This is a genomic window from Catenibacillus scindens, from assembly GCF_014202115.1.
Classification (GTDB): domain Bacteria; phylum Bacillota; class Clostridia; order Lachnospirales; family Lachnospiraceae; genus Catenibacillus; species Catenibacillus scindens.
Map to the genome: position 1 here is coordinate 197036 of NZ_JACHFW010000003.1, position 22694 is coordinate 219729.

21 protein-coding genes, 1 pseudogene and 1 riboswitch are annotated in these 22694 nt (G+C 46.6%); of the genes and pseudogenes, 6 read left to right on the forward strand and 16 right to left on the reverse strand.

Annotated features, from left to right (window positions below):
• Positions 1–14 precede the first annotated feature (14 nt).
• The 3 genes from HNP82_RS05830 to HNP82_RS05840 are packed head-to-tail and all read right to left on the reverse strand — an operon-like array spanning position 15 to position 3047.
• The gene (locus tag HNP82_RS05830) at positions 15–1025 is read right to left on the reverse strand and encodes a FecCD family ABC transporter permease (RefSeq protein ID WP_183772441.1); all 1011 of its coding nucleotides are present in this window, start codon (positions 1023–1025) and stop codon (positions 15–17) included.
• Complete coding sequence (locus tag HNP82_RS05835) at positions 1015–2022, reverse strand: FecCD family ABC transporter permease (RefSeq protein WP_183772443.1); 1008 nt, start codon at positions 2020–2022, stop codon at positions 1015–1017. Before HNP82_RS05835 ends, HNP82_RS05830 begins: the two co-directional genes overlap by 11 nt.
• On the reverse strand, positions 2019–3047 hold the full coding sequence (locus HNP82_RS05840; RefSeq protein ID WP_183772445.1) for an ABC transporter substrate-binding protein: 1029 nt from the start codon (positions 3045–3047) through the stop codon (positions 2019–2021). Before HNP82_RS05840 ends, HNP82_RS05835 begins: the two co-directional genes overlap by 4 nt.
• A gap of 302 nt (positions 3048–3349) precedes the next feature.
• Between HNP82_RS05840 and HNP82_RS05845 the strand changes: the two genes are divergently transcribed.
• Both HNP82_RS05845 and HNP82_RS05850 read left to right on the forward strand, forming a co-directional pair.
• Positions 3350–4345: a helix-turn-helix domain-containing protein gene (locus HNP82_RS05845; RefSeq protein ID WP_183772447.1), complete on the forward strand. Its 996-nt coding sequence runs from the start codon at positions 3350–3352 to the stop codon at positions 4343–4345.
• A gap of 256 nt (positions 4346–4601) precedes the next feature.
• On the forward strand, positions 4602–5720 hold the full coding sequence (locus HNP82_RS05850; protein ID WP_183772449.1) for a VanZ family protein: 1119 nt from the start codon (positions 4602–4604) through the stop codon (positions 5718–5720).
• Positions 5721–5798: 78 nt separating this feature from the next.
• On the opposite strand, the gene HNP82_RS05855 is transcribed toward HNP82_RS05850, so the two are convergent.
• The 6 genes and pseudogenes from HNP82_RS05855 to HNP82_RS05880 all read right to left on the reverse strand — a co-directional run bounded on the left by HNP82_RS05855 (position 5799) and on the right by HNP82_RS05880 (position 9309).
• Entirely contained in the window at positions 5799–6410 is a 612-nt protein-coding gene (locus HNP82_RS05855) for a family 43 glycosylhydrolase (RefSeq protein ID WP_243164667.1), read from the reverse strand.
• A 62-nt stretch (positions 6411–6472) separates the two neighbouring features.
• Positions 6473–6922: an Hsp20/alpha crystallin family protein gene (locus HNP82_RS05860; RefSeq protein ID WP_183772453.1), complete on the reverse strand. Its 450-nt coding sequence runs from the start codon at positions 6920–6922 to the stop codon at positions 6473–6475.
• Between the two features lie 278 nt (positions 6923–7200).
• Positions 7201–7329: pseudogene (locus HNP82_RS05865) on the reverse strand (site-specific integrase); the annotation flags it as partial.
• 145 nt (positions 7330–7474) lie between these two features.
• Positions 7475–7684, reverse strand: coding sequence for a hypothetical protein (locus HNP82_RS05870; RefSeq protein ID WP_183772455.1), 210 nt, complete (start codon positions 7682–7684; stop codon positions 7475–7477).
• Positions 7685–7687: 3 nt separating this feature from the next.
• Positions 7688–8356, reverse strand: coding sequence for a PD-(D/E)XK nuclease family transposase (locus tag HNP82_RS05875; RefSeq protein WP_183772457.1), 669 nt, complete (start codon positions 8354–8356; stop codon positions 7688–7690).
• A 290-nt stretch (positions 8357–8646) separates the two neighbouring features.
• Entirely contained in the window at positions 8647–9309 is a 663-nt protein-coding gene (locus HNP82_RS05880) for an energy-coupled thiamine transporter ThiT (RefSeq protein ID WP_183772459.1), read from the reverse strand.
• Between the two features lie 41 nt (positions 9310–9350).
• Positions 9351–9457, reverse strand: a riboswitch (TPP riboswitch).
• Positions 9458–9599: 142 nt separating this feature from the next.
• Between HNP82_RS05880 and HNP82_RS05885 the strand changes: the two genes are divergently transcribed.
• Complete coding sequence (locus tag HNP82_RS05885; RefSeq protein ID WP_183772461.1) at positions 9600–9917, forward strand: PadR family transcriptional regulator; 318 nt, start codon at positions 9600–9602, stop codon at positions 9915–9917.
• Positions 9914–10462, forward strand: a complete 549-nt coding sequence (locus HNP82_RS05890; RefSeq protein WP_183772463.1) for a DUF2812 domain-containing protein — start codon at positions 9914–9916, stop codon at positions 10460–10462. Before HNP82_RS05885 ends, HNP82_RS05890 begins: the two co-directional genes overlap by 4 nt.
• A 122-nt stretch (positions 10463–10584) precedes the next feature.
• On the opposite strand, the gene HNP82_RS05895 is transcribed toward HNP82_RS05890, so the two are convergent.
• From HNP82_RS05895 to pfkB, 5 genes are all read right to left on the reverse strand, one after another.
• Positions 10585–11013 carry a DUF1810 domain-containing protein gene (locus HNP82_RS05895; protein WP_183772465.1) on the reverse strand — a complete coding sequence of 143 codons (429 nt, stop codon included), beginning with the start codon at positions 11011–11013 and terminating at the stop codon, positions 10585–10587.
• A gap of 30 nt (positions 11014–11043) precedes the next feature.
• Entirely contained in the window at positions 11044–12150 is a 1107-nt protein-coding gene (locus HNP82_RS05900) for an SLC13 family permease (protein ID WP_183772467.1), read from the reverse strand.
• Between the two features lie 25 nt (positions 12151–12175).
• Positions 12176–12922, reverse strand: a complete 747-nt coding sequence (locus HNP82_RS05905; RefSeq protein WP_183772469.1) for a DeoR/GlpR family DNA-binding transcription regulator — start codon at positions 12920–12922, stop codon at positions 12176–12178.
• 171 nt (positions 12923–13093) lie between these two features.
• Positions 13094–15013, reverse strand: a complete 1920-nt coding sequence (locus tag HNP82_RS05910; RefSeq protein ID WP_183772471.1) for a PTS fructose transporter subunit IIABC — start codon at positions 15011–15013, stop codon at positions 13094–13096.
• A 3-nt stretch (positions 15014–15016) separates the two neighbouring features.
• On the reverse strand, positions 15017–15958 hold the full coding sequence (gene pfkB / locus HNP82_RS05915; RefSeq protein ID WP_183772638.1) for a 1-phosphofructokinase: 942 nt from the start codon (positions 15956–15958) through the stop codon (positions 15017–15019).
• 448 nt (positions 15959–16406) lie between these two features.
• Between pfkB and HNP82_RS05920 the strand changes: the two genes are divergently transcribed.
• The gene (locus HNP82_RS05920) at positions 16407–17525 is read left to right on the forward strand and encodes a VanZ family protein (protein ID WP_183772473.1); all 1119 of its coding nucleotides are present in this window, start codon (positions 16407–16409) and stop codon (positions 17523–17525) included.
• A 26-nt stretch (positions 17526–17551) separates the two neighbouring features.
• A complete protein-coding gene (locus HNP82_RS05925) occupies positions 17552–18124 on the forward strand; it encodes a pyruvate kinase alpha/beta domain-containing protein (RefSeq protein ID WP_183772475.1) in 573 nt (190 codons plus the stop codon).
• A 167-nt stretch (positions 18125–18291) separates the two neighbouring features.
• On the opposite strand, the gene aspS is transcribed toward HNP82_RS05925, so the two are convergent.
• Together aspS and HNP82_RS05935 are read right to left on the reverse strand one after the other, a co-directional pair.
• Positions 18292–20061 (reverse strand): aspartate--tRNA ligase, encoded by a 1770-nt coding sequence (gene aspS, locus HNP82_RS05930; RefSeq protein ID WP_183772477.1) that lies wholly within the window; start codon positions 20059–20061, stop codon positions 18292–18294.
• A gap of 74 nt (positions 20062–20135) precedes the next feature.
• The gene (locus HNP82_RS05935; RefSeq protein ID WP_183772479.1) at positions 20136–22520 is read right to left on the reverse strand and encodes a GH39 family glycosyl hydrolase; all 2385 of its coding nucleotides are present in this window, start codon (positions 22518–22520) and stop codon (positions 20136–20138) included.
• Positions 22521–22694: the final 174 nt, after the last annotated feature.

The following is a 22694-nucleotide window of genomic DNA, read 5'->3' on the forward strand; positions in this document are numbered from 1 at the left end:
AGGTTCCTCCTTTCTCAAGACCGGATCAATAAGTATAAAAAGTATGGCGCGCCAATGACCGCGGCCACGATCCCAATCGAAATTTCATTTGGGGACAGCAGCGTCCGGGAAATAATATCAGAAACCGTCATTAAAAGCGCCCCGGTCAGAACTGTGGTCCCGATCAATATTTTAAAATTAGGCCCTACAAGACGCCGGGCCAGGTGAGGGCACACAAGGCCTACAAAACTTAAGCCTCCGCCAACAGCGCAGCACAAACTGGACATGGCAATAGCCGCTCCCAGCAGGATCACCGTCTGACGGGAAACAGACACCCCAAGCCCTGTGGCGGTCTGATGCCCCAGTGTAAGTACATTTAAGGTGCGGCTTTTATAAAATACAAACCCTGTAAAAAGGACCAGTCCTGTAAAAAGCATGACCACATTCGGCCATGTAGCGCCCCAGATACTTCCGGACAGCCAGTTTTGCACAAAGGCATACTCGCTGTCAGACATGCGCAGCATGAGCATGGTGGTCACACTGGAAATGGCTGTAGACATGGCCACGCCAATAAGGAGCAGCCGTCTCGGTGACAGCCCCTGCCGGGTCAGGGCCAGGCGGTAATCCACCAGCGCCGTACACACAGAACCGGCAAAAGCGAGAAAAGGCAAAAGCAGGGAAGCGCTCAGACCGCTGCCTGAAAAAAACACGATAAAACCGGCAACAAACAGCCCGGCTCCCGCATTAATTCCCAGGATTCCCGGCTCCGCCATATCATTTCTTGACACTCCCTGGATCACACAGCCGGACACGGCCAGGCCCACGCCTACCAAAAGACTGGTCAGCACCCGGGGAAGTCTCAGATGGATCAATGTATAGGTCAGTCCTGCCTCCCCGTGACCGGTTAGGATCTGCCAAAGCTGAGCCAGGGTGATCTGCCGGTAGCCGGCATTAATATCCGCCCACACAGCCACAAAAAGCAGCACGATAAGCACAGTAATCACCGTGGCCTGACGGCCTTTCTTTTTTAAATGCTTAGTCCACATTTCTTTCCTCCCTCCGGGCCGTCCATATAAAAAATGGGACGCCAACGACAGCAAATACAAGACCAATAGGAGTTTCCGCGGGAGCATTAATGGTGCGGGATATTATATCCGCAATAAGCATAAAAAATGCTCCGGCGATCATAGAACATGGAATAATGGACCGGTAGTCTGCCCCAACAAAAAAGCGGACCACATGGGGCACTAAAAGGCCCACAAAGGATATGGGACCGGCAAGGGCTACGGCGCCCCCTGCCAAAAGGAGGACAACGCCAAGACACAGCGACCGGGTCCGCTCAATTCTAAGGCCCAGTCCCCGGGCCGCCTCATCCCCTAAGCTTAATAAAGAAATCCTTCTGGATAAAATAACTGCGCATACCAGTCCTGCCAGGATCACAGGAGCCGCAAAGACCAGCTGGGCGCCTCTGATGCCCGATACACCGCCTGCGGTCCAGAAGGTCAGATCATAGCCGATATTATAAAACATGGAAATCCCCTGGCTTAAAGATGAAAGAAACAGGCTCACAGCGCTTCCCGCCAGCACAAGGCGCACCGGGTCCAGCTTTTGCCGCTTCAGGCTCATGAGCCCGTAAACAATGACCATGGCCCCCAAAGCTCCCAAAAAAGATAAAAGCACAGTGCCGGAAAAATTGAACCCGGGAAGAAGAGCCAGACATAAAGCCAGGGCAAAAGTGGCCCCGGAATTAATCCCTAAAAGCCCGGAATCCGCCAGAGGATTCCGGGTCACGCCCTGCATAATGGCTCCGGCCACAGCAAATGCCGCCCCTACCAGCATACAGCCTAAAGTCCTTGGAATCCTCAGCTCATAAGTAATGATCTGCTGCTGGTCCGTCAGATCCGGGGCGGTCAGCGCCTGCCAGATCTTTGACACAGGAATATCTGTGCTTCCATAGAGTACAGAAAGCACTGCGGCCGCGACGACGCCAGCGCTTCCTGCCAGCACGAACAAAAGAAACTTCTTTCTTGCGAAACGACTCATGCTTCCTCCTTAAAGCTTCTGAAAAACTCCAGGAAAATATCCAGCTGAGCGTTTAAGGTAATGGGATCCCGGTGCATAAAGGCCACCTGCTCATAAGAAAGTACCCGGCCTTCCTTCACCGCGTCCAGACTGTTCCACAGCTGAGAATCCTCCACAAAAGCGCTGTCCGTATCCGCCAAAACACCATACAAAATAAAATCTCCCGCGTAATCCGGCAGCGCCTCCAGGGAAACGACTTCATAAGTGGTATCCCCATCCACCATTTCCTCCTGGATCACTTCCGGCGCCTTTAATTCCCACATATCATACAAAATACTTCCGCCCCGGGCAAAATGGCTTCCCATAACGTAAATTTCCTGAGGCCAAACCTCCACAATAGAAACAGTCCGGTCACCGACAATCTCCTGGATCTCATCTTTTGTGTCCATAACCCTTTGATTAAAGTCCGCAATATAGGCCTCCGCCTCATCGCTTTTCCCAACCAGGTCGGCAATATAGCGGAACAGCTCCTCATCGGTGCGCTTTCCGTCCTCAATATAAACTGTGGGCGCTATGGCCGCGTATTTTTCATAATCCGCCTCTGTAATCGTCACAATAAGGTCCGGCTGGGCCTCAACGATCATTTCCAAAGAGGTCTCTGCGCTGGCCACGTTCATTTCCTGAATCCCGTCTACATAATCCGCCAAAAAAGGATTAGACAGGGAATAGGGGGAGGCGATCACCGGCTTTACCCCTACGGCAAGAAATTCTCCCAGATAATAGTCGGAAAAGATCACCTGGGGATTTTCCGGGATCTCCACAGTTCCCTTATCTGTTTCTACGGTGCGCATGCCGCCCTCAGCATCCCCGGCCGCCTGGGTTTCACTTTGGCTGCCGGAAGCTTCCTGAGCCTGGGTTTCGGTCTGTACCTGAGATTCTGCCCCGCTCCCCGCCTGGGTTGAACCCGTATTTGAACCACAGCCGGCCAAAAGTCCGGCTGCCATAACTGCTGCGGAAAATAAAGAAATCACTCTGAAATTGCTCATAAAATTGCTCCTTTCTGGAATCCTGTATATCAATGATCTGCCCAGTCTATGGGCATAAAGATACGGACTCACTCCGTACCTGAATCACGTTCTTACGCAGCCATACAGCAAGTGTCTGGCTGCTGTGTGAACAGTATCCTCCATACTTTTGTTGCTGGCGTTATATAAATTAGTTATAGCTAACCAACCGGAAAGTATGTTATCATAGACCTGTATAAAATTCAACATATAATCTAAAATGCACCGTTTTGATTTATATTATGAACCTTTTTGGTTTATCTATCCTGCAAGGAGGGTTAAAAATGTCCTTAAAGACCCATATGAACTTTCAGAAAATGATCTTTAAACAGATGGACTACACAGAAACGCCTCTGGGACCGGGCTCTCTGTGGCAAAACAGCGCCCACCCGGAAAATGGCTGCTGCTTTGTGTATCACCGTCCGGATGCCTATGTCCTTACCATTGGCGATTATAAAATTCCTAAAACATTTCACCTGTCCTTTCACAACGCCGGGCCGATCCTGCGTTTTGGAAGCTTTTATGAAGGCAAGACCCGTTTTCATGTGGAAGGGGTTAAAACCCGGTCATCTTCACCGGTAAATTTTATCGTTAAAGAAGAAAATATCAAAGGCGTTCAATACTGGCAGTCCGGCGCTCACTATAAAGGCATTGAGATCGCCCTCTCCTTTGACTATATTAGTGCCGTGAAAAGCCTGGAGCCTCATACAGAGCTTTTAGGACAGCTCCCTGACAATGTTACCCAAAACCTGCTTCCATCCCCTGTATCCGCCATTTTATCCCAGCTCTCCTCTTTTCAGGAGCTAAAAAACCTGACTCCGTTAATCCTGGAAGGCATGATCCTCCAGTGCCTTGGCTTCCTGTCCCAGGCTGCCGCCAAAGGGTATTTTTCTCCTGAAGGGAACCGTCCCGTGATCTATGTGGGCCAAAGGAAGCTTACTTTTACTCAGCAGGACTTTCAGGCCATTGAGCAGGTCCGCCAAATGATCCTGAAAAACCCCGAAGCGAATCTGACCATTGCCCAGCTGGGACATAAAGTCTTTCTCAATGAACAAAAACTAAAGACCGGCTTTCATCTGTGCTATCACACCACTATCGGGGCTTTTATCAAAGACTGCCGCATGGCCAGAGCCTCAGAACTGCTGGTCCATACCAGCGCCACCATTGAGGAAATCGCCCGGACCTGCGGGTACGGCAGCAGCACCGGCTTTATACGGGCCTTCCGCCAAAAATACCAGATAACGCCCCTGCGCTTCCGCCAGGAAAAACGGTCCGGGTAAATTTTTTCCGTTCATAGCCTGTGACGTCCCTTTAGGGCATCGGTCCTGACAGATGTTCCTTTAAATCGCCTTAGAGCTTTCGATGATCTTAGAGGTTTAAATTATCTTAAGATTTTTATGCTTTTTTCAGGAACAGTGAGAATAATTTGTGATAAAATGGTTAGATGATGCCAGAGTCCAAGCCCTGGCATGATATGACCAGAAATCCGGCCCTGTCTTTTTATTTAGACCGGCCCCAAATGAAAGGAAGGTTTTTATGGGCGACTATCCGGTAGTCATCCTTCAGGCTTTTATACTTTTTCCTATTGTTGCCTTTTTATTTACATTGCCTTATGTGGTTTTTAATTATCATAAATACGGATCTGTTTTAAGTCTGCGCATTATTATCGTTTATTCATTTATCCTTTATTTAATGTGCATTTATTTTCTGGTGATCCTGCCTCTGCCTTCCATCGCCGAAGTTTCCGCCATGACCGGAGCCCGGATGCAGCTGGTTCCCTTTAAATTTGTGGGAGATATTCTGAGACGGGCCCACATCGTCCCGTCCCAGCCCCGAACCTATACAGGGATCTTTAACCCGGCATTTTTCCAGTTTTTATTTAATGTGATCATGACCGTGCCTTTTGGGATTTACTTAAGGTATTACTTTAAATGCCGTTTTCTTAAAACACTGATCCTGTCTTTTTGCCTGTCCCTGTTTTTTGAGCTGACCCAGCTTTCGGGACTTTACTTTATTTATCCAAGAAGCTACCGGCTTTTTGACGTAGACGATCTTCTGGCAAATACTTTAGGGGGTGTTTTTGGCTACGCTATCATTTCACCATTTTTAAAAATACTGCCCTCCCGGGAGCGGATCGACAAAGTCAGCTTCCACCGGGGCCGGCAGGTTTCCCTGACCCGGCGCCTGATTTCCGCCATGTTTGACCTGATCGTTGTTGCCCTTTTAGGCGGCCTGGCCTCAACATTTTTAAGGATTTTTCATCTGGACATTCCTCACTTTGGGGCAATGGTCCTGTTCCTTTATTTTTCCCTGGTACCTATGGTATTTAAGGGCCGGACTTTTGGAAAATTCATTACCAAAACCCGGATCGCATCCTTTAAAAATGTCCGTACCCGCTGGTATCAATATCCCCTGCGGGTGGGAAGCTTTCTGCTGGTCATGTATGTGATTCCATGGCTGTTCTACCGGATTCTTATCCCATGGCTTGACAGACGGTCCGCAGCTGCCGCCGGGCTGGCCCTCCTCAGCCTTATGGTTTCCGGCATTTACTTTTTCTATTTATTTTTTGCCGCCATTATGGCCGTCCTTCATAAACGGCTTTTTTATGAAAAAATATCCGGCACTCACATTGTCAGTACCATTGCAAAATTGTAAACATGTGCCTGCAAGGTCCAAAAATGCGGCGCTGCATTTCCCGAAATCTCAGGAAATACAGCGCCGCAGGTCATTTCATTATTCAAGCTCTAATCCGTCCCCGGCTTCCTTTAACCGGTAAAAATGGGGACGTTCTTTGTAAAAATCATTGGGATAATGGAGCACATACCGTGCCTCTCCATGAAGATCCGTAAACATCATGCCGTGGCCGCCATTTTCCGGAAACAGTGGTTTTTCCAGATGGCGCCAGGGGCCTTTAATATCCTCGCTGTCAGAAACAGCCATACCTACACTGTAGCCGTGATCTCCCCAGCTGGACCATATAACGATCAGACGGTGATCACCGGTTGTGTAAACCGCAGGCCCATCGGTGAAATATACATCCCCGTCCATATGAAACTCCTCTTTGGCAAATGGCACCGGCTTGGCCCATGGGGCATCCTTGGCAGAAAACAGCACGGCCGGGTCGCCCACAGCCCGGGTCAGGTCACGGGACAGCTCTATCATGCACATGTCTCCGTCCGGCACATCCTCAAAGGAATGGGAAAAGATCAAGTACGGCGTCCCCTGGGGATCCATATATACGGTTCCGTCAATGCAGGTCCAGCCTTTTGGTGTAACCACATCCTCCGTCAGCGGCACAAAAGGCCCTTCCGGCGGGTAACCGTCATCAAGGATTGTTTTCAACATCACATTCAGAAGATCTTTATCTCCGGGGTCATGGTTTTCATGGCCCCGGTTTCACTTATCCATCACCCTTCGATGGAAATATAATTCTTTTTCTCTACAGCTTTCGCATCCTTCTTAGGAATCGACAGCTTCAGGATACCATCTTCAAACTTTGCGTGGATCTCATCCTGAGTAACACCTTCGCCAACATAAAAGCTTCTTGAGCAGCTGCCGCTGTATCTTTCCTGACGGATATACTTGCCATCTTTATCTTTCTCGTCCTTATCCAGGCCCTTGTTTGCGGTAATGGTCAGATAACCATCCTCCAGCTGAGCGCTGATATTCTCTTTCTTGAATCCCGGAAGATCCACATCCAGCTCATAGGTGCTGTCGGTTTCCTTCACATCGGTCTTCATAATGTTCTTTGCGTTCTTTCCATACAGAGGATTACGTCTGCCAAAAAATTCTCTTTCAAATGGGAAGTCCATCCAATCATCAAATAAATTTTCTCCAAAAATACTAGGCATCAACATAAGTCATTCCTCCATTCGACTATTTATATACACTTGAATTAAAAACTTCTTTTGGAACCTTTCCGGGAATCTCTATCGATCTCTCTCTTTTGATCCCCTTCCTTTGTTCTACATGTAATATAACACTTATTATTAGCACTGTCAAGAGGTGAGTGCTAACAAAATTGTGAATTTTTTGTGAACCCAATAAAATCAAGGGTTCACAGCCTCAAAAATTTCTGAAATATGCCATTTTTCCGGTTTTGCACCAATTTGACACCAATTTTTTATTTTTAGTGTCAGAAACTTATAGCCAGATCATCCAGCCGGACGACCTCTTTTTCAATTCTTGACCGGTCATCCAGATGATTATACACTTCCATGGTTACATTAATATGCGCATGGCCCATAATATACTGCAATACCTTTTGTATTTTTTCTTCCGGAGAAATCTTCCCCATAGAAAATGCCCCCTTCCAGGAAAACAGTTTTATTTTTTCAACTGTCTACCTAAAAGGGAGCATATCAATTGACTGCCGGGGCCTTTTAAATTTATTTTTGTTCATACCATTTTTATCTGGCTGGACTTGTACTGCCAGACAGCCATTCCTGAACCAGCTTAACGCTGACCTTTAACGCCTGAGCAATGGTATCCGCCGACATTCCCATATCAAACAGATTTTTTGCTGTTTCTTTTTGGGATTCCAGCCAGCCTTCTTTTGAACCGGATATTCTTCCATCTTCTATACCTTCTCTGTAAATTTTTTCAGATACCTCACACATTTCCTAATACCCTCCTTCTTCACATTTCAGATAATGCACTCGTTTTGAAAGCTCCCCATGAGTCATGTCATTAGGATCTGCGGTTTTAAAATATTCCATCAGCTTTGCCGTCTCTGATCCGTCATCAACCGCTGCATTGACATATAAAATATACTGTCCGTCATCATATTTAAGTTCTGTATCACCGAAATACTTCTTTATCGGATAAATCGTATGTCCTTTTTTCCATAAGTCCGTTTCGCTGATATAAATAATATAAACATCCGGCAGTTCTCCATAAAATCTGCCTTTTTCCAGATATTCGCTGTCGATCATAGCACCATAAAACCGGGTACGCCGGGCATGGTCTATGGTGTCCCTGCGCTGAATTTCAAGATTGTAAAGCCGTCCGCTGCCATCCTCCGCGAGTATATCCAATATAGCATCATGGGAATGGATTTTTGAGATCCGGTACTGTGACCGGATTTCCTTAACCTCCAGGTCTTTGATTCCCGTCAAAATCCTTAACACATACTGGCAGGCGCCTTTATCATCTAAAGCTACGGACATAAACACGTTGCTTAACAGGTTAAATTTTCTTGCCTCCGCCACACGCCGGTCACGGGCCGCAAGAATACTTTCTGAATCCCCATCCATATTCAACATATCAGCGATACATTCGTTATCCCTCATAACATTCCCTTCCTCTCCTGCTTATAGCATAACATTCCATTTTCCTTATTGCAACCAATATTCTGACACCAATTTTGACACCAAATTTTTATAAAATGACGATTTCAGACGAAACCAGACAAGGAAATAAGCGGCAGACTGCCGCCTTCTGTAAGGTAGGACTGTTTCAGTACCCCCTTACAATAACGGGCTACTGCCCGATGTGCTATATTGAAAACAGAAGAGGGGAAACCATAGAAGCGGCTTCCCCCGAACTTTTGCACCTTACCCACTCCGAAAGCGGTACAGGCTTACACGGCCAGTTGTTTTACCCTTTGGAGACCTCTTGATACTGCCGGAATGGAAATAATGATCACTGTGATCGCTGCCTCCACAATAAGATAGCTGTAATTATAGATTACAGGATATAAAAATTTCAAAGATTGTGGGAAGCTTTCCGGCATATAATCCATCCAGTACAAATATCCACCCAGAGTATGAAAAGCGCCTCTGACAATAACGGCAAGAATATAGCCCTTCACCAGCCCATGTCTGCTTTTTACGAAAAAGCCGGCCAGCCCCAGCGCGGCAAAGGCCAGGATATAATCACAGCAGACCTGAAAGAAGGTAAGGACAAAGGGCTGCTGAATAAACTGAAGGATTCCGTAAGCCAGCCCTACCAAAACGCCGGTCCGAACACCGTACCAATTGGCAACGAGGACAATAAAAAGCATACTGCACAGAGTTACGCTTCCGCCCCAGGGCATAGGCAGGATCTGAATATAAGATGTTACAAAGGCTAGGGCAATGGCCGCCGCGCAGAAGACAAGCTGCTTCGTTCCCATTTTCTTTTTCTTTGAAAATTTTCCCGCAAAGAAAAGAGCCGCAATAAAGAAAAGGACTCCGGCCGCGATACATACAGCATAGCCGGCCGCCGAGAGCGCGCCTTCGCTGTTTACTAAAAAGTTAAACATAAAAATTCCCTCCTTATTCATTAACTGAAAACAAGGAGAGACCGTGGACAGTTCTATATTCCCTACGTTGGCATTATCCAAATCAGGTTATGGGTCGAAGTTTGCAACTTCCTCTCAGCCTGTTTCACAAGCTCCCCTTGTCATCAATTTTTATGCGAATATTATCATAAATGGCATTATATTAAATGTCAAGGGAAAGTCTTTGATCTGTATTGACAAATATATTGCAGTGCGATATATTATATATAGTACCACGATATATTGTAATTCGATATGTAGGGAGGGATTTTATGGACGCACACATAAAAAAAGTCTATGTCCCTATGACAGAAACCAGTTTTTATATTCTTCTGTGTCTTAGGGAAGATATGCATGGCTACGGCATTGTCCAGAAAGTTGAGAAGCTTACAGACAAAAATGTGATCCTCAGCCCCGGAACCATGTATGGAAGCCTTGGGAAAATGGAAAAGGACGGCCTGATCCGTTTTGTCCGGGAAGACGAAAAAAGAAAAATCTACCACATTACAGAACTTGGCCAGGAAGTTTTGGCTCTTGAAATCCGAAGGATCAAAAGGCTATACAGGAATGTAGAGGAGGTGCTGGGATGAAGCAGACAAAAAAAGAATTTCGTATTTTTCTCATTACAGATTATGAAAAAGAGGGGGAATATCTGAGCCTGCGCCACAGTCAGGGCTGGAAATTTGTCAAAGTTGTTTTCCCTGGTATTTACTACTTTGAAAAATGTACTCCCGAAGATGTTGTCTACCAGTTGGACTACAACCAGGACGGACTTTCAAATAAAGATGAATACGTTCAGCTTTTTCAGGACTGCGGCTGGGAATATCTTATGGATTTTTTCGGATACAGCTATTTCAGGAAATCCAGAGCAGCGATGGACGGTGACGAACAAATTTTCTGCGACGAAGAATCCCGCCTGGAAATGCTCCAACGAGTTTTCCAGGGAAGAATGCTCCCCCTTTGTATCATCCTATTTGGCGTTTTCATCCCGCAGCTTCTTTCCGTCATTGGCGAGCCCCGGAATGATATGACGATCATTCTCATCCTGTACTCAATCCTGTTCCTAATCTACCTTTTTGTTTTTGTAACCTTCGCTGTACGGTACAGACAGCTAAAAAGCCACTCAAAAAGATAAATAACAAATTTTTACAACGATTTCTAAATAAGCCCTCGGTCATTGATTTCTCAAAAGCCGATGGCCGGGGGCTTTTTCACCTGCACAATCACCGTTTGGCCCCCACATCGGGGCCTGTGCTTTCATGATATCTCAGACGTTTCAAGGATCTCCAGGGTGCGGCGGTCCGGCTGCCCGGCAAAAAACTTATCAAGTACCTTCTGAAACACCGAAATCTCAGGGGCCGCCATAGAAAAAAGCGTCATAGACGATCTCAGTTTCATATTGTCAGGAACGCCAAACACTTCCATCGCGTCATTCGCTGGAAGATCCAGAAGTGCCTGGGAAATCTCCACCAGGCGGCATCTAAGCACATTATCCTTCAGATAAGCTTTCGCCTCCGCCATATCTGAAATGGCGTAATACTGGGCCGTGCTGCTGTATCCAAGCCCCTGGATCTGCGGAAAAATATACCACATCCAATGGCTCTCCTTCCGGCCATTTTTTATTTCCTGCAACGCAATGTCATAATCATATTTCTGCGCTTGATGAAACCGCGATAAATCTGACATAAAACCACCTCATTTTCTAAAGCACCGGTTCTAAACCACCCACATGATCAGCCATAAAACAGCTAAAAAGATCACATTAAACAGTGTAAAAATTCCTATGTATTTTTTCTTCGCCTCCGGGAAACGTCCCGCGATCTGCTTGTAAGAAATCAGACTTGCCATGGAAGCGATAAGAGTTCCCAGGCCCCCGATATTAGTTCCCACAATAAGGCCGGGCACATTTTCCGTATAACCGGACAGCAGCATAGCCGCAGGCACATTGCTGATCACCTGGCTACAGACAATACTTACTTGTGCCTCCCTCCCGGCCAGAAGCTGGGCGATGGTCTGGCGCAGAGCTTCCATATGATTGATATTTCCCGTAAAAATAAAAAAGAATATGAATGTCAGCAAAAGGGAATAATCCACCCGCGAAAACAGTATCCGGTTGGTGAGAAGTATGCTCATCACCACCAGGGCAAGGAGCGCCTCATGGGGAATGACGCCGGCCACAGTTAAAAGGGCACATACGAATAAAAAGCCGTAAAAGCACAAACGTTTCGTATTTTTTATTTTCACGTGGCTTTCTCTGACCCTCAGCTTTGTTCCTTTATAACCGGCCAGAATACAGATGAGCAGCAGGAGCGCCGCCGCCACGGTATATGGCAGCATGAGCAGCAAAAATTTCCCCACATTCATTCCGGACAGTGAAAACAGATACAAATTCTGTGGATTGCCAATGGGGGTAAACATACTTCCCAGATTTGCCGCAATGGTCATTAAAACTACAGTGTATGATGCCCTTGACAAAAGCCCTGTCATCTCCAGGATCATAATGCCAAAGGGCACAAAAGTGATCAGAGAAACGTCATTGGTAATAAACATGCTTCCAAAAAAGCAGAGAAAGACCAGCGTCAGCGCAACGCCCCGCCCTGTCCCCGTCTTTTGAAGGAGCCGGTCGCCCACATATCTGAAAAAATCCAGACTTCCCATGCCCTCCACAATAAGCATCAAACAAAACAGCATGATCAATGTGTTAAAATCAATATAATCCAAATATCCGGTATTAGGCGGAACAATAAAGCAGGAAATGATGGCCAGTATCAGGGCTGCGGTCAAGACCACATCATTTTTAAAAAACAACAGCAATTTTTTCATAACAAGTTCATATTAGCCTCCCCTCTTATTGTACAGCGATCACATGGCTGTAACCGGCCAAAGTTTTATCCGGTATCATCTCAGTAATAATCTTTGCCCTGGAAAAATCCCCGAAAGTCACCGGCGACCGATGATAAAATTTACTGCTGTCGCACAAAATATAAGGATTTTGGGTGTGATCCATAGCGCATTTTTTAACCAGAGCCTCATTAATATCCGGTGTGGTATACCCCGCCGATGGACTTACGCCGTTGGCCCCAAAAAATCCTTTGGTAAAATTATACTTTTCCAGGCTGACATAAGCTTCATTGCCCACAAGTGCTTCTGTGATCGACTTAAATTCCCCGCCAATGAGGATCACCCGAAAGCCGCTGCGTCCAAGGCTCAGAGCATGAGATACTGCATTAGTCACAAATACCGCCGAGCGCTGAGTCAAATAGGGGATCATAAAACCGGTCGTTGTTCCGGCGTCAAGGTACACAAAATCATCGGGACCGATGAGGGACGCCGCGTACTGTCCAATGGCCGCTTTTGCATCGGCATTTAAAGTCTCCCGATTAGATACCTGCTCCTCCTTTATATCCATAGGGTCTTCGCTGCGGACAGCGCCCCCGAAAACCTTTGTCAGGGCGCCTTTTGCGTCCAGCGCGTTGAGATCTCTGCGGATTGTGGATTCGGAGATCTTAAAATGATCTTTTAGCTCCTGTAAAGTGACACTTCCCTTTTGATGGAGCATTTCCAGAATTTCTTCCTGTCTTTTTTCTGTAAGCATCTTTCTACCTCTCTTTTTACAGTCCGCCCCCGAAAAATCGGCCGCAGTCAGCTTTCGTCTTTTTCCCGCCCTCTTGGTCCAAAAACGATTTCAGGCGGCGCCGTATATACAAGATACGCAGCGCCGCCTGGCCTATGATAATACCCCGATGCCCGGCATCGGGATATTGGACTATTCTTTTACTGTTTTTTTCAAAAATCCCAGAAGGACGGTGCCGACAATCGTTCCCAAGATAAGGGCTACCAGATACATGAGGGCATTTCCTACCACCGGGAATACAAAGATTCCACCGTGAGGCGCCATAAGGGTACAGCCAAAGGCCATAGACAGGGCGCCTGCGAGAGCAGCTCCCACAACACAGGACGGGATCACTCTGGCAGGATCCGAAGCAGCGAATGGAATAGCGCCCTCCGTAATAAAGGCAAGACCCATGATAAAGTTTACAGGTCCGGACTCTCTCTCCTGCTTTGTAAATTTTTTCTTAAACAGCAATGTAGCAAGGGCGATGGCACATGGCGGAACCATACCGCCGATCATAACGGCTGCCATAATATCATAATTGCCTGCGGCGATAGATGCCGTACCGAAAACATAAGCGGCTTTATTAAAAGGCCCGCCCATATCAATGGACATCATGCCGGCAACAATAATACCTAACAAAATTTTACTCGTTCCGCTCATATTCGTCAAGGCTGTGTTCAAAGCTGTATTCAGGGCACCAATAGGCGGCTCTACAACAAGGAGCATAATCAGCCCGGTGATCAATATACCAAACAGCGGATATAAAAGCACCGGTGAAATTTTCTCAATAGCTTCCGGAAGTCTGTTAAATATTTTTTTCAGCAAAATGATTACATATCCTGCCAGGAATCCGGCTAACAATGCCCCAAGGAATCCGGATTTTCCGTTGGCAGCAATCATTCCGCCCACAAAACCTAAAGCAAGACCCGGACGGTCGGCAATGCCCTCAGCAATAAATCCCGCAAGTACCGGAAGCATAAAGCCGAAAGCCAGATTACCGATCTGTCGGAAAAAAGCCGCTGCCGGCGTGATGGAGCCGAAGTTTGCCCTCATTTCATCGGGAAGACTGTTCACATCAACACACAGGCCGTCGATAAGAAAGGCAAGGGCGATAAGAATACCGCCGCCCACAACAAATGGGAGCATATGGGAAACACCATTCATCAACTGGGTATATAGTTTGTGACCCACACCGCCGCCGGAGGCCGGGGCTGCGCTCTCCTCCTCACTGCCCCTTCCAGCTTCGTATACAGGCGCGTCCCCTCTCACAGCCCGGTCAATAAGCTGATCTGCTTTGCTGATCCCATCGGAAACGGCACATTCGATAAGCTTTTTCCCGTGGAACCGCTCCATGGGAACTTTGGCATCGGCGGCCACAATAATACAGTCCGCCTCGGCGATCTCCCCGTCCGTGAGGACATTTTTTGCTCCGCCGGATCCGCGGGTCTCCACCTTTATACTGCAATTTCTAGCCTTGGCTGCTTTCTCCAGCCCCTCCGCCGCCATATAGGTATGAGCGATTCCTGTAGGACAGGACGTCACTGCCAGGATCTTACATGCCTTTGGCTGATCGTCAATGGTCTGTGCCGCTAGCTGATCATCAAGATCCGGCTTCTCCTCATCAGCCGCGTCCACGATCTTTAAAAACGAATCTACACTTTCGGCGTTTTCCAGGTTATTTACAAAATTGTCATCCATGAGGAGCATGGACAGCTTGCTTAAAACGTCCAGATGGACATTATCTTTAGTGTTTGGCGCCGCAATAAGGAAAATCAGGCGGACCGGCTCTCCGTCCAGGGAATCAAAATCCACACCGTCTTTAATCACCATGGCCGCCAGCCCTGGAGCGCTGACAAAAGCTCCCTTACCGTGGGGAATGGCAATGCCTCCGCCAATACCTGTCGTGCTTTCCGTTTCTCTGTGGTACACCTCTTTGCGGTAGGCTTCCTTATCATTGATCTTTCCGCTTGCCGCCATCAGCTCAACCATCTGGTCCAAAGCTTCATTTTTCGATTTTGGAGCCCCTGTGAGAGAAATACTTCTGGGGTCCAGTAATTCTGTGATTCTCATATTCTACCTCTCCTTTAATCCGTCAGATTCACTCTGCATCTGGACAACCTGACGGTATACTTTTTCAATTTCTTCTTTTGTAGCCAGATTTTCTGAAAAAGCGCTGGCGCTCCCCGCAGAAATCCCCATATGGAAAGCGTACTGATAATTTTGCTGCTTCAGCCATCCGGCAAGGAATCCTGCAACCATGGAATCTCCCGATCCCACTGCGTTTACAAGTTGGCCTTTTGGGGCCCCCAGAGTGTGAACCCGGTCATATTCATCCACCAGCACCGCGCCTTCACCGGCCATGGAGACGAGAACATTTCGCGCGCCCATTGTCTGGAGTTTTCTCGCGTAAGGAACCACATCTTCTCTTGTTTTTAATTCTGTATGAAAAATTTCTCCCAGCTCATGATTATTTGGTTTAACAAAAAAGGGACTATACTCAAGCACATTGAGGAGAAGATCTTTCGTAGCATCCACCACAAATAATATCCCCCGGTCTTTCAGCCGATCCATAATATCCCGATAGATTGAGTCCGGCATGCTTTCCGGTATACTCCCTGCCAGGACAAGAATATCTCCCCTTTCCAGCCGATCCAGCTTTTCAAAAAGTTCAAAGACTTTATGAGGTGAAATCTCCGGCCCTTTGCCATTGATCTCCGTCCCGTCAAAATCCTTCAATTTCACATTAATCCTTGAAAAGCCGTCATCCAAGTGGATAAAATCACAGTGGATTCCCAGAAGTTTTGCCCGGCGCAAAATCTCGTCCCCGGTAAATCCGGCGATAAAACCAAGGGCCGTATTTTCAGCCCCCAGATGTCTAAGCACTGTAGATACATTCAGCCCTTTTCCTCCGGGAAGCATCTGCTCTGTTCTGGTTCGGTTCGTCATTCCCATCTGGAATCCGTTCATTGAAATAATGTAGTCCAGGGAAGGATTAAATGTCACTGTATAAATCATTTTCAAACCAACCTCCGTTCCTTAATGTTGTTTTTATTATATCGCTTAAATCGTTCAAAATCAATCATATTAATTCACAATAATTCATGCAATATTTTGGATATTATTTACAATCATTCAATATCATTCACATTCAATCAATCATTTTCATTCAAAACTTTAGCGCGCTCCACGGTCTAATTCTCCCAATTTATCTTTTTATGCAGCCGCCTTTTTCAATGTGACTAATTTGTAAGATTACTTCTTAGTTTTTTTATGGTATAATAGCCGCGAAGCGCTATTATACCGCGTCATTTGCGCTGCGAGCAGAGCGAGCATTCCTCTGCGCAAATGTACGCTTCCTGGCGGAGCCTTATCTTGGACGCTATAGCGGACAAGGTATAATAGCCACAAAGTGGCTATTATACCGCGTCTTTCGCGCCAATGCCAGAAAGGAGCTTTGAATCTTATGGGCGATTATCCGGCAGTAATCATGCAGGCAGTGATATTATTTCCTTTTGCGGCGTTCTTATTTACACTTCCCTATATCCTTTATAATTACCACAAATATGGTTCTGTTTTAAGTATCCGCATCGGTATTGTCTATTCTTTTATCCTTTACCTGATGTGCGTCTTTTTTCTGGTCATTCTGCCCCTGCCCTCCAGGGCGGAAGTTCTGGCCATGACCGGCCCCCGCGCGCAGCCAATTCCCTTTAAATTCGTGGCGGACATTATCCGTCAGGCACACATAGATCTCTCTGATCCGGGAACTTACACCAGCATTTTTAACAAAGCCCTTTTTCAATTCTTGTTTAATGTTATTATGACTATGCCCTTTGGCATATATCTGAGATATTATTTTCAGTGCAGTTTCAAAAAAACGGCTCTGCTGTCCTTTGGACTATCTCTGCTTTTTGAGCTGACCCAGCTTTCCGGGCTTTATTTTATTTACCCCCGCAGCTACCGTCTTTTTGATGTGGACGACCTTATTGCCAATACTGCCGGGGGAATGCTTGGATACGCCGCCAGTTTTCCCTTTATAAAAATACTGCCCTCCCGGAATCAGATCGACCAAATCAGCTTTCACCGTGGACGAGAGGTGTCATTTTCCCGGCGTCTGATCTCTTTTATGTGCGATATTCCCGTTCTCGGCCTTTTGAGCGGCATAATCGCCGGGATCTGCCATGTCCTCCACTGGGATATCCCATATCCGCCAGTGCTGGCTGCTTTTATTTACTACGCTTTTGTTCCTATGACCTTCCGTGGAAAAACTTTTGGGAAATATGTGACCAGAACCCGTATCATCCCTTACAGAAAAAACCGCGCCTCCTGGTACCAATATCTTCTGAGGCCGGGAATTTTTCTCATTATTATGGTTGTTTTGCCCAGACTGATTTTTGGTGTCTTTATCCCATGGCTGGACAGCCGCGGTGTCCCTGCCGCCGGAACAGCCCTTTTAAGTCTGACTGTGGCCGGTGTGTATTTCTTTTATATTTTCTTCGCCGCCATTATGGCGGCCCTGCACCATCGGCTGTTTTATGAAAAGCTGTCTGGAACCTGTATTGTCAGCACAATAAAAATAGAGTAAAATAGAGGCAAAAGGAGGAAATTTTCATGATTATATTTGGCAAACCCGGACGTGAACATACAGAGGAAACCATTACGATCGCTCTCAATAAAGCCATCGAACTCAATTGCCCCATTGTTATTGCCACATACACGGGAAGCAGCGCTCACCAGCTTTTTGAAAAGGCCCGCCATATGGGCTACAATAACCAGATCGTGGCTGTGCGCACCGCGTCCACAGCCGCCAAAGGCGGCGTTAATCCTATGCCATGGGAAACGAAAAAAACTCTTGAAAGAGACGGGGTCATTGTTGTCACCGCCGCCCACGCTCTGAGTGCCGGAGAGCGGGGTATCAGCAGCCGCTCTAAGGGGATCTACCCGCTGGAAATCATGGCGGACACACTGCGCACCCTGGGACAGGGAACAAAAGTCTGCTTTGAATGTGCCGTCATGGCCCTGGACGCAGACGCCATTCTTTTTGGTCAGCCGGTAGTTGCCCTGGGAGGTACCGGAGGCGGTCAGGATACAGCCCTTGTCATAACTCCGTCCTACTCTTCATCCATTATGGAAACCAAAATCCATGAAATCCTGTGCAAACCGGGATTTTATCCGGAAGAATAACGCTTCATTTCGGCTGCTTCCAAGTCAGACCGAGTCTGTAAAACGATAAATGAACCACTTAAAAAGCCTGAGAGTCCACGGTTTCAATCCCCTGGACTCTCAGGCTTTTATTTTAATTTATTCGTAACAATTCAGGGCAGAAAATACGCCGTCCTGAATTGTCCTATTTATTCCTTATCTTTGTCATCCACTTTGATCTGGATATGAACATCATCCAACTGTTTTTGCTCCACCGTGGCCGGAGCGTTCATCATCACATCCATGGCATTCTTGTTCATCGGGAACGGAATGATCTCACGGATGCTGTCCTCGCCGGTAATGAGCATGATCATACGGTCAACGCCGGGAGCGATTCCCGCGTGAGGCGGAGCGCCGTAGCAGAAAGCATTGTACATGGCCGGGAATTTGGCCTTCACATCGTCTTCACCCAGGCCGATGAGATTAAATGCCTTCACCATAATTTCCGGATCATGATTACGCACAGCACCGGAAGAAAGTTCGACACCGTTGCACACCAGGTCATACTGATAAGCAAGGATCGTCAGCGGGTCCTGATTGTTCAGCGCATCAAGGCCGCCCTGAGGCATAGAGAATGGATTATGGCAAAATTCCAGTTCTCCGGATTCCTCACCGATCTCATACATTGGGAAATCCACGATCCAGCAAAATTCATAGCACTCTTTTTTCATATGAGCTTCGCAGTTGGCTCCCAGGAGGTTTCTGAGAACGCCGGCAGTCTTTTGAGCTTTAAGTTTTGTTCCCGCAGTCAGACCGATAAAGTCGCCGGGCTTTAAGCCAAGGGCCTCAACTACCTGATCTTTAATGTTGACAAGGAATTTGCTGATACCGCCCACAAGATCGCCCTTGTCGTCCAGCTTAAACCAGTATGCTTTATTTCCAGTCTGAACTTCCACATCACTGCAGATCTTGTCAATCACTTTGCGGGTCGCGCCAAACTGATCCACAACAACAGCTTTGATCACATTGCCCTCAAAAGGCCCAAAGCCGCAGCCGGACAGAACTTCTGTGGCATCCTGAAGTACCAGGTCAATGCGCAGGTCCGGCTTGTCTGAGCCGTACTTATCCATAGCTTCCAGGAATGGAATGCGGGTAAAGGGCGCCTTTGAGGCTGTTTTATACTTGCCGTATTTTTCAAATACAGGAGGAAGCACTTCCTCAACCACGGAAAATACATCTTCCTGGGTGGCAAAGGCCATCTCCATATCCAACTGGTAAAACTCTCCCGGTGAACGATCCGCCCGGGCGTCCTCATCTCTGAAGCAGGGGGCGATCTGGAAATAGCGGTCAAATCCGGAAGCCATTAAAATCTGCTTAAACTGCTGGGGTGCCTGGGGCAGGGCGTAAAACTTGCCCGGATGCACTCTGGAAGGCACAAGGTAATCTCTGGCTCCCTCCGGCGAAGAGCATGTCAGGATCGGCGTTGTGATCTCCAGAAAGTCAAGATCCATCATCCTCTGTCTCAGTTCCGCCACGATTTTGCTTCTTAAAACAATCTTGTCCTTTACCGCAGGATTTCTCAGATCCAGATACCGGTATTTCAGTCTTAAATTCTCATCCGCGTCTGTGGAGTGATTGATTTCAAAAGGCAGGGCGTTATAACGGCAGCTTCCAAGTACGGAAATCTTTTCCGGAACTACCTCGATCTCGCCAGTAGGCAGCTTTGGATTTTTGCTGGAGCGTTCCCGCACAACACCTTCCACGCTGATGGTGGATTCATTGTTCACACCGTCTAACGCCTGCATCATTTCTTCAGTTTCAATAACAATCTGGGTTGTCCCGTAAAAATCACGGAGGATCAGGAATCCAAGATTTTTGGACACCTTTCTGAGATTTTCATACCATCCCACTAACGTAACCTTCTCGCCCACATTGGTAGCTCGAAGCTCGTTGCAGGTATGGGTTCTGGACTGTATCATAATTCCACTTCCTTTAATCTGTTTTAACTTTTACATCTTGGCTAAGTATAGCATATAGCTTTGATCAACGTCAATCATATGATCAGGGAGGCTTCGATAAATATTACCTCAAAAGGCTTCACGCCAATATGAAAATTCAATTGACCATTAAAGCTGCTCCTCTTTGAACAGTTTCTCCGGGGATGTATAGCCTGGCGGAGATATTTCAGTTCCTCAGTCCCCGGATTTTCCCAGAAACCGGTTTTTTCCCATTCATCAAACAAACTTCCGTTTTCCCGGTTCAGATGATAGCTTAAAATACGGTAATCGCCGTCCTTTACATGATTTAAAGTAAGAAGTACGTTCAGATCATCTGCCTGGGCATACACTGTATAAGCCTCGCTGATCGGGGTATTGTCCCATATCCTCAGACAGTACCTGTCGCTGACAGGAACATGATTGCAGAGCAGAATATAGTATGTGTCATGCTTTCCCTTTGTCACAATATAATCCTGTCCTTTAGCAAGGACAAGCTCTGTAAGTCTGGACATCATAGAAAATGCGATATATCCCGGTTTGTGGATCTGAAATTGGGAAAACAGGCCGTTCCGTCCGTTAAGGAGCAGATGGTTTTCCGCATAAGAAAAATTGTAATCGGACATCTGATAAAAAATCAGAAGCCCCACCTCACCCAATAGACTGATGATATTCTTCACAATAAATGTGGCCTGATAGCATGTGTCGTTAATATAATTTCTCTGAGCAACCGTCGTTCCAATGGCATTAACATAAATAGGCAGCGCCCGGCCATCCATCCCCTGACAATGACCCATGGCCCGTTTCCATTCCTGTACTCTGTGAAGAGCATATTCAGGATCTGAAGAATATACCATCCGTTCGCCGGCCTTATCCCCCACAAAAACATAGGGAAATATGCTCATAGATATAAAATCCGGATGGCCTCCTGCCTCTAATACTCCGCTTAAAATTTCCATGCACATATCAGCCATATCTGACGTCACATTAAATCCTCCGATCCTTGCTTCCGGAAGAATCCTTCGGATAATCTGTTCCCCTTTAATATATCTTGAAATAAAAGCAGCAGTTTTCTCTATACTTCTGTCCGTAATACTGTATGTGATTCCAATATCATAAATCCATTTTTCCATTTCCTCCCGGCCAAAAACATTAACACTGTAAAGGAGCATCTGTTCAAGCCAGTCAAGAAACTGAGCTTCGTCCACTTCATAGCCTCCGGGAGTTTTACATTCTTCATGGCTGAAGGTCAAATCCAGGTAAGGAATCATTCCCACGGACAAGAGATGGCTGACCATCTTCGTAAAACTGAAAAAGTTATATCCCCCCTGCTCCGTATCTTTAAAAACATAACGGTTCATCAGCAGAAAGCTTACACGTCCATATGCAAAACCGATATCTTTTTGAATTTCGCTGATCTCATCAGAAATATCTCCTGAACCAATATTTTTTGCCGAGGAAATATTGATTCCGCATTTCCAAAGGGGCGCTACTGCCATCCCCTCAAGATCGGCCTGAACAATATAATGCCTGGATTCCGGCATAGCTTCCCCGCTGCGGCCGCTGTCGTTTAAAGAATATTCCTGAAGTTTTCCCACGTATCGGGTTCTGTCTGTAATCTCGCAAAGCCGGACGGTACTCTGCCGTTCATTCCCGGCATTAAACCGGTCTCTGAAAGCCTTGGGCGTTGTCCCGTGGATTTCCCGAAAAGCCCGGATATAACTGTTAGCGTCTCCGAATCCGTGATCCATTCCTACCTGTGTCACTGTTTTTTTACTGTAACATAAATCGCTGAGCGATCTCTCAACCCGGTACTTTTTCACATAAGTCACAAAGTTCTCCCCGAAAGCCTGTTTAAAAAACCGGGACAGATAAGACAGAGACAGATGGGTATACGCGGAAACATCATCAAGGCTTATATTCCGGGCATAATTTTCCTGGATGTAATTAAAGATCCTGTTCACTCTGTCCGAATATTTCCGGGATATGTCCGGGACATTGACAATGTTTTTTTCAAAGTGCCTGTTTTTAAGATCATACAGCAAGCCGTAAAAAACTGATTTCTCATAAAGTTCGCTGTCCTCCCCGGTTTCGCAGGACGCCATGGCCAGCTTTGCCATGAGAGATCTTAAATTGGCATAATCCCTCTGGGCGTCAACAGACGAGTTGCATATAAATCTCCCTTCATGGACAGGAATATATTTTTCCATAACAGACACGCTGACCGGCACATCTAAAACCATATTCCTTCCGCTTCCCCAAAATATAACCTTTTCTCCCGGAAGACACAGAACAAGATCGCTTTCATCCATAAAAAAATTTTCTCCATCCATCAATCCCCGCACATGACCGCTTAAAATTAAAAACAGATGATACTCCTTAAAAAGCACAGGCTCATACGCCGCAATGGTCAAAACTCTGGGCTTTATAAATTCATCTTCCACCACGCACCCTCCTTCTCCATATCACCATCTACTCCTGATATTTATCGTATTGGCCGCAGGTTATTAACAAATCTCGATGATTCATTATAGCATTTTTTTGCTTTTTCAGATAGGTTTTACAAAAACTTCATAAATCAATGACCTGCTTTTAAATAATAAAGCAGATATTTCATA

What these genes read in the sequence shown, in the direction of transcription:
- pfkB (WP_183772638.1), bottom strand. Translation starts at nt 15,958, where the DNA reads ATGATTTATACAGTGACATTTAATCCTTCCCTGGACTACATTATTTCA.
- HNP82_RS05880 (WP_183772459.1), bottom strand. Translation starts at nt 9,309, where the DNA reads ATGTTTAACTTTTTAGTAAACAGCGAAGGCGCGCTCTCGGCGGCCGGC.
- aspS (WP_183772477.1), bottom strand. Translation starts at nt 20,061, where the DNA reads ATGATACAGTCCAGAACCCATACCTGCAACGAGCTTCGAGCTACCAAT.
- HNP82_RS05890 (WP_183772463.1), top strand. Translation starts at nt 9,914, where the DNA reads ATGAAGCAGACAAAAAAAGAATTTCGTATTTTTCTCATTACAGATTAT.
- HNP82_RS05910 (WP_183772471.1), bottom strand. Translation starts at nt 15,013, where the DNA reads ATGAGAATCACAGAATTACTGGACCCCAGAAGTATTTCTCTCACAGGG.
- HNP82_RS05925 (WP_183772475.1), top strand. Translation starts at nt 17,552, where the DNA reads ATGATTATATTTGGCAAACCCGGACGTGAACATACAGAGGAAACCATT.
- HNP82_RS05885 (WP_183772461.1), top strand. Translation starts at nt 9,600, where the DNA reads ATGGACGCACACATAAAAAAAGTCTATGTCCCTATGACAGAAACCAGT.
- HNP82_RS05860 (WP_183772453.1), bottom strand. Translation starts at nt 6,922, where the DNA reads ATGTTGATGCCTAGTATTTTTGGAGAAAATTTATTTGATGATTGGATG.
- HNP82_RS05835 (WP_183772443.1), bottom strand. Translation starts at nt 2,022, where the DNA reads ATGAGTCGTTTCGCAAGAAAGAAGTTTCTTTTGTTCGTGCTGGCAGGA.
- HNP82_RS05850 (WP_183772449.1), top strand. Translation starts at nt 4,602, where the DNA reads ATGGGCGACTATCCGGTAGTCATCCTTCAGGCTTTTATACTTTTTCCT.
- HNP82_RS05840 (WP_183772445.1), bottom strand. Translation starts at nt 3,047, where the DNA reads ATGAGCAATTTCAGAGTGATTTCTTTATTTTCCGCAGCAGTTATGGCA.
- HNP82_RS05855 (WP_243164667.1), bottom strand. Translation starts at nt 6,410, where the DNA reads ATGTTGAAAACAATCCTTGATGACGGTTACCCGCCGGAAGGGCCTTTT.
- HNP82_RS05895 (WP_183772465.1), bottom strand. Translation starts at nt 11,013, where the DNA reads ATGTCAGATTTATCGCGGTTTCATCAAGCGCAGAAATATGATTATGAC.
- HNP82_RS05900 (WP_183772467.1), bottom strand. Translation starts at nt 12,150, where the DNA reads ATGAAAAAATTGCTGTTGTTTTTTAAAAATGATGTGGTCTTGACCGCA.
- HNP82_RS05870 (WP_183772455.1), bottom strand. Translation starts at nt 7,684, where the DNA reads ATGTGTGAGGTATCTGAAAAAATTTACAGAGAAGGTATAGAAGATGGA.
- HNP82_RS05905 (WP_183772469.1), bottom strand. Translation starts at nt 12,922, where the DNA reads ATGCTTACAGAAAAAAGACAGGAAGAAATTCTGGAAATGCTCCATCAA.
- HNP82_RS05845 (WP_183772447.1), top strand. Translation starts at nt 3,350, where the DNA reads ATGTCCTTAAAGACCCATATGAACTTTCAGAAAATGATCTTTAAACAG.
- HNP82_RS05875 (WP_183772457.1), bottom strand. Translation starts at nt 8,356, where the DNA reads ATGAGGGATAACGAATGTATCGCTGATATGTTGAATATGGATGGGGAT.
- HNP82_RS05830 (WP_183772441.1), bottom strand. Translation starts at nt 1,025, where the DNA reads ATGTGGACTAAGCATTTAAAAAAGAAAGGCCGTCAGGCCACGGTGATT.
- HNP82_RS05920 (WP_183772473.1), top strand. Translation starts at nt 16,407, where the DNA reads ATGGGCGATTATCCGGCAGTAATCATGCAGGCAGTGATATTATTTCCT.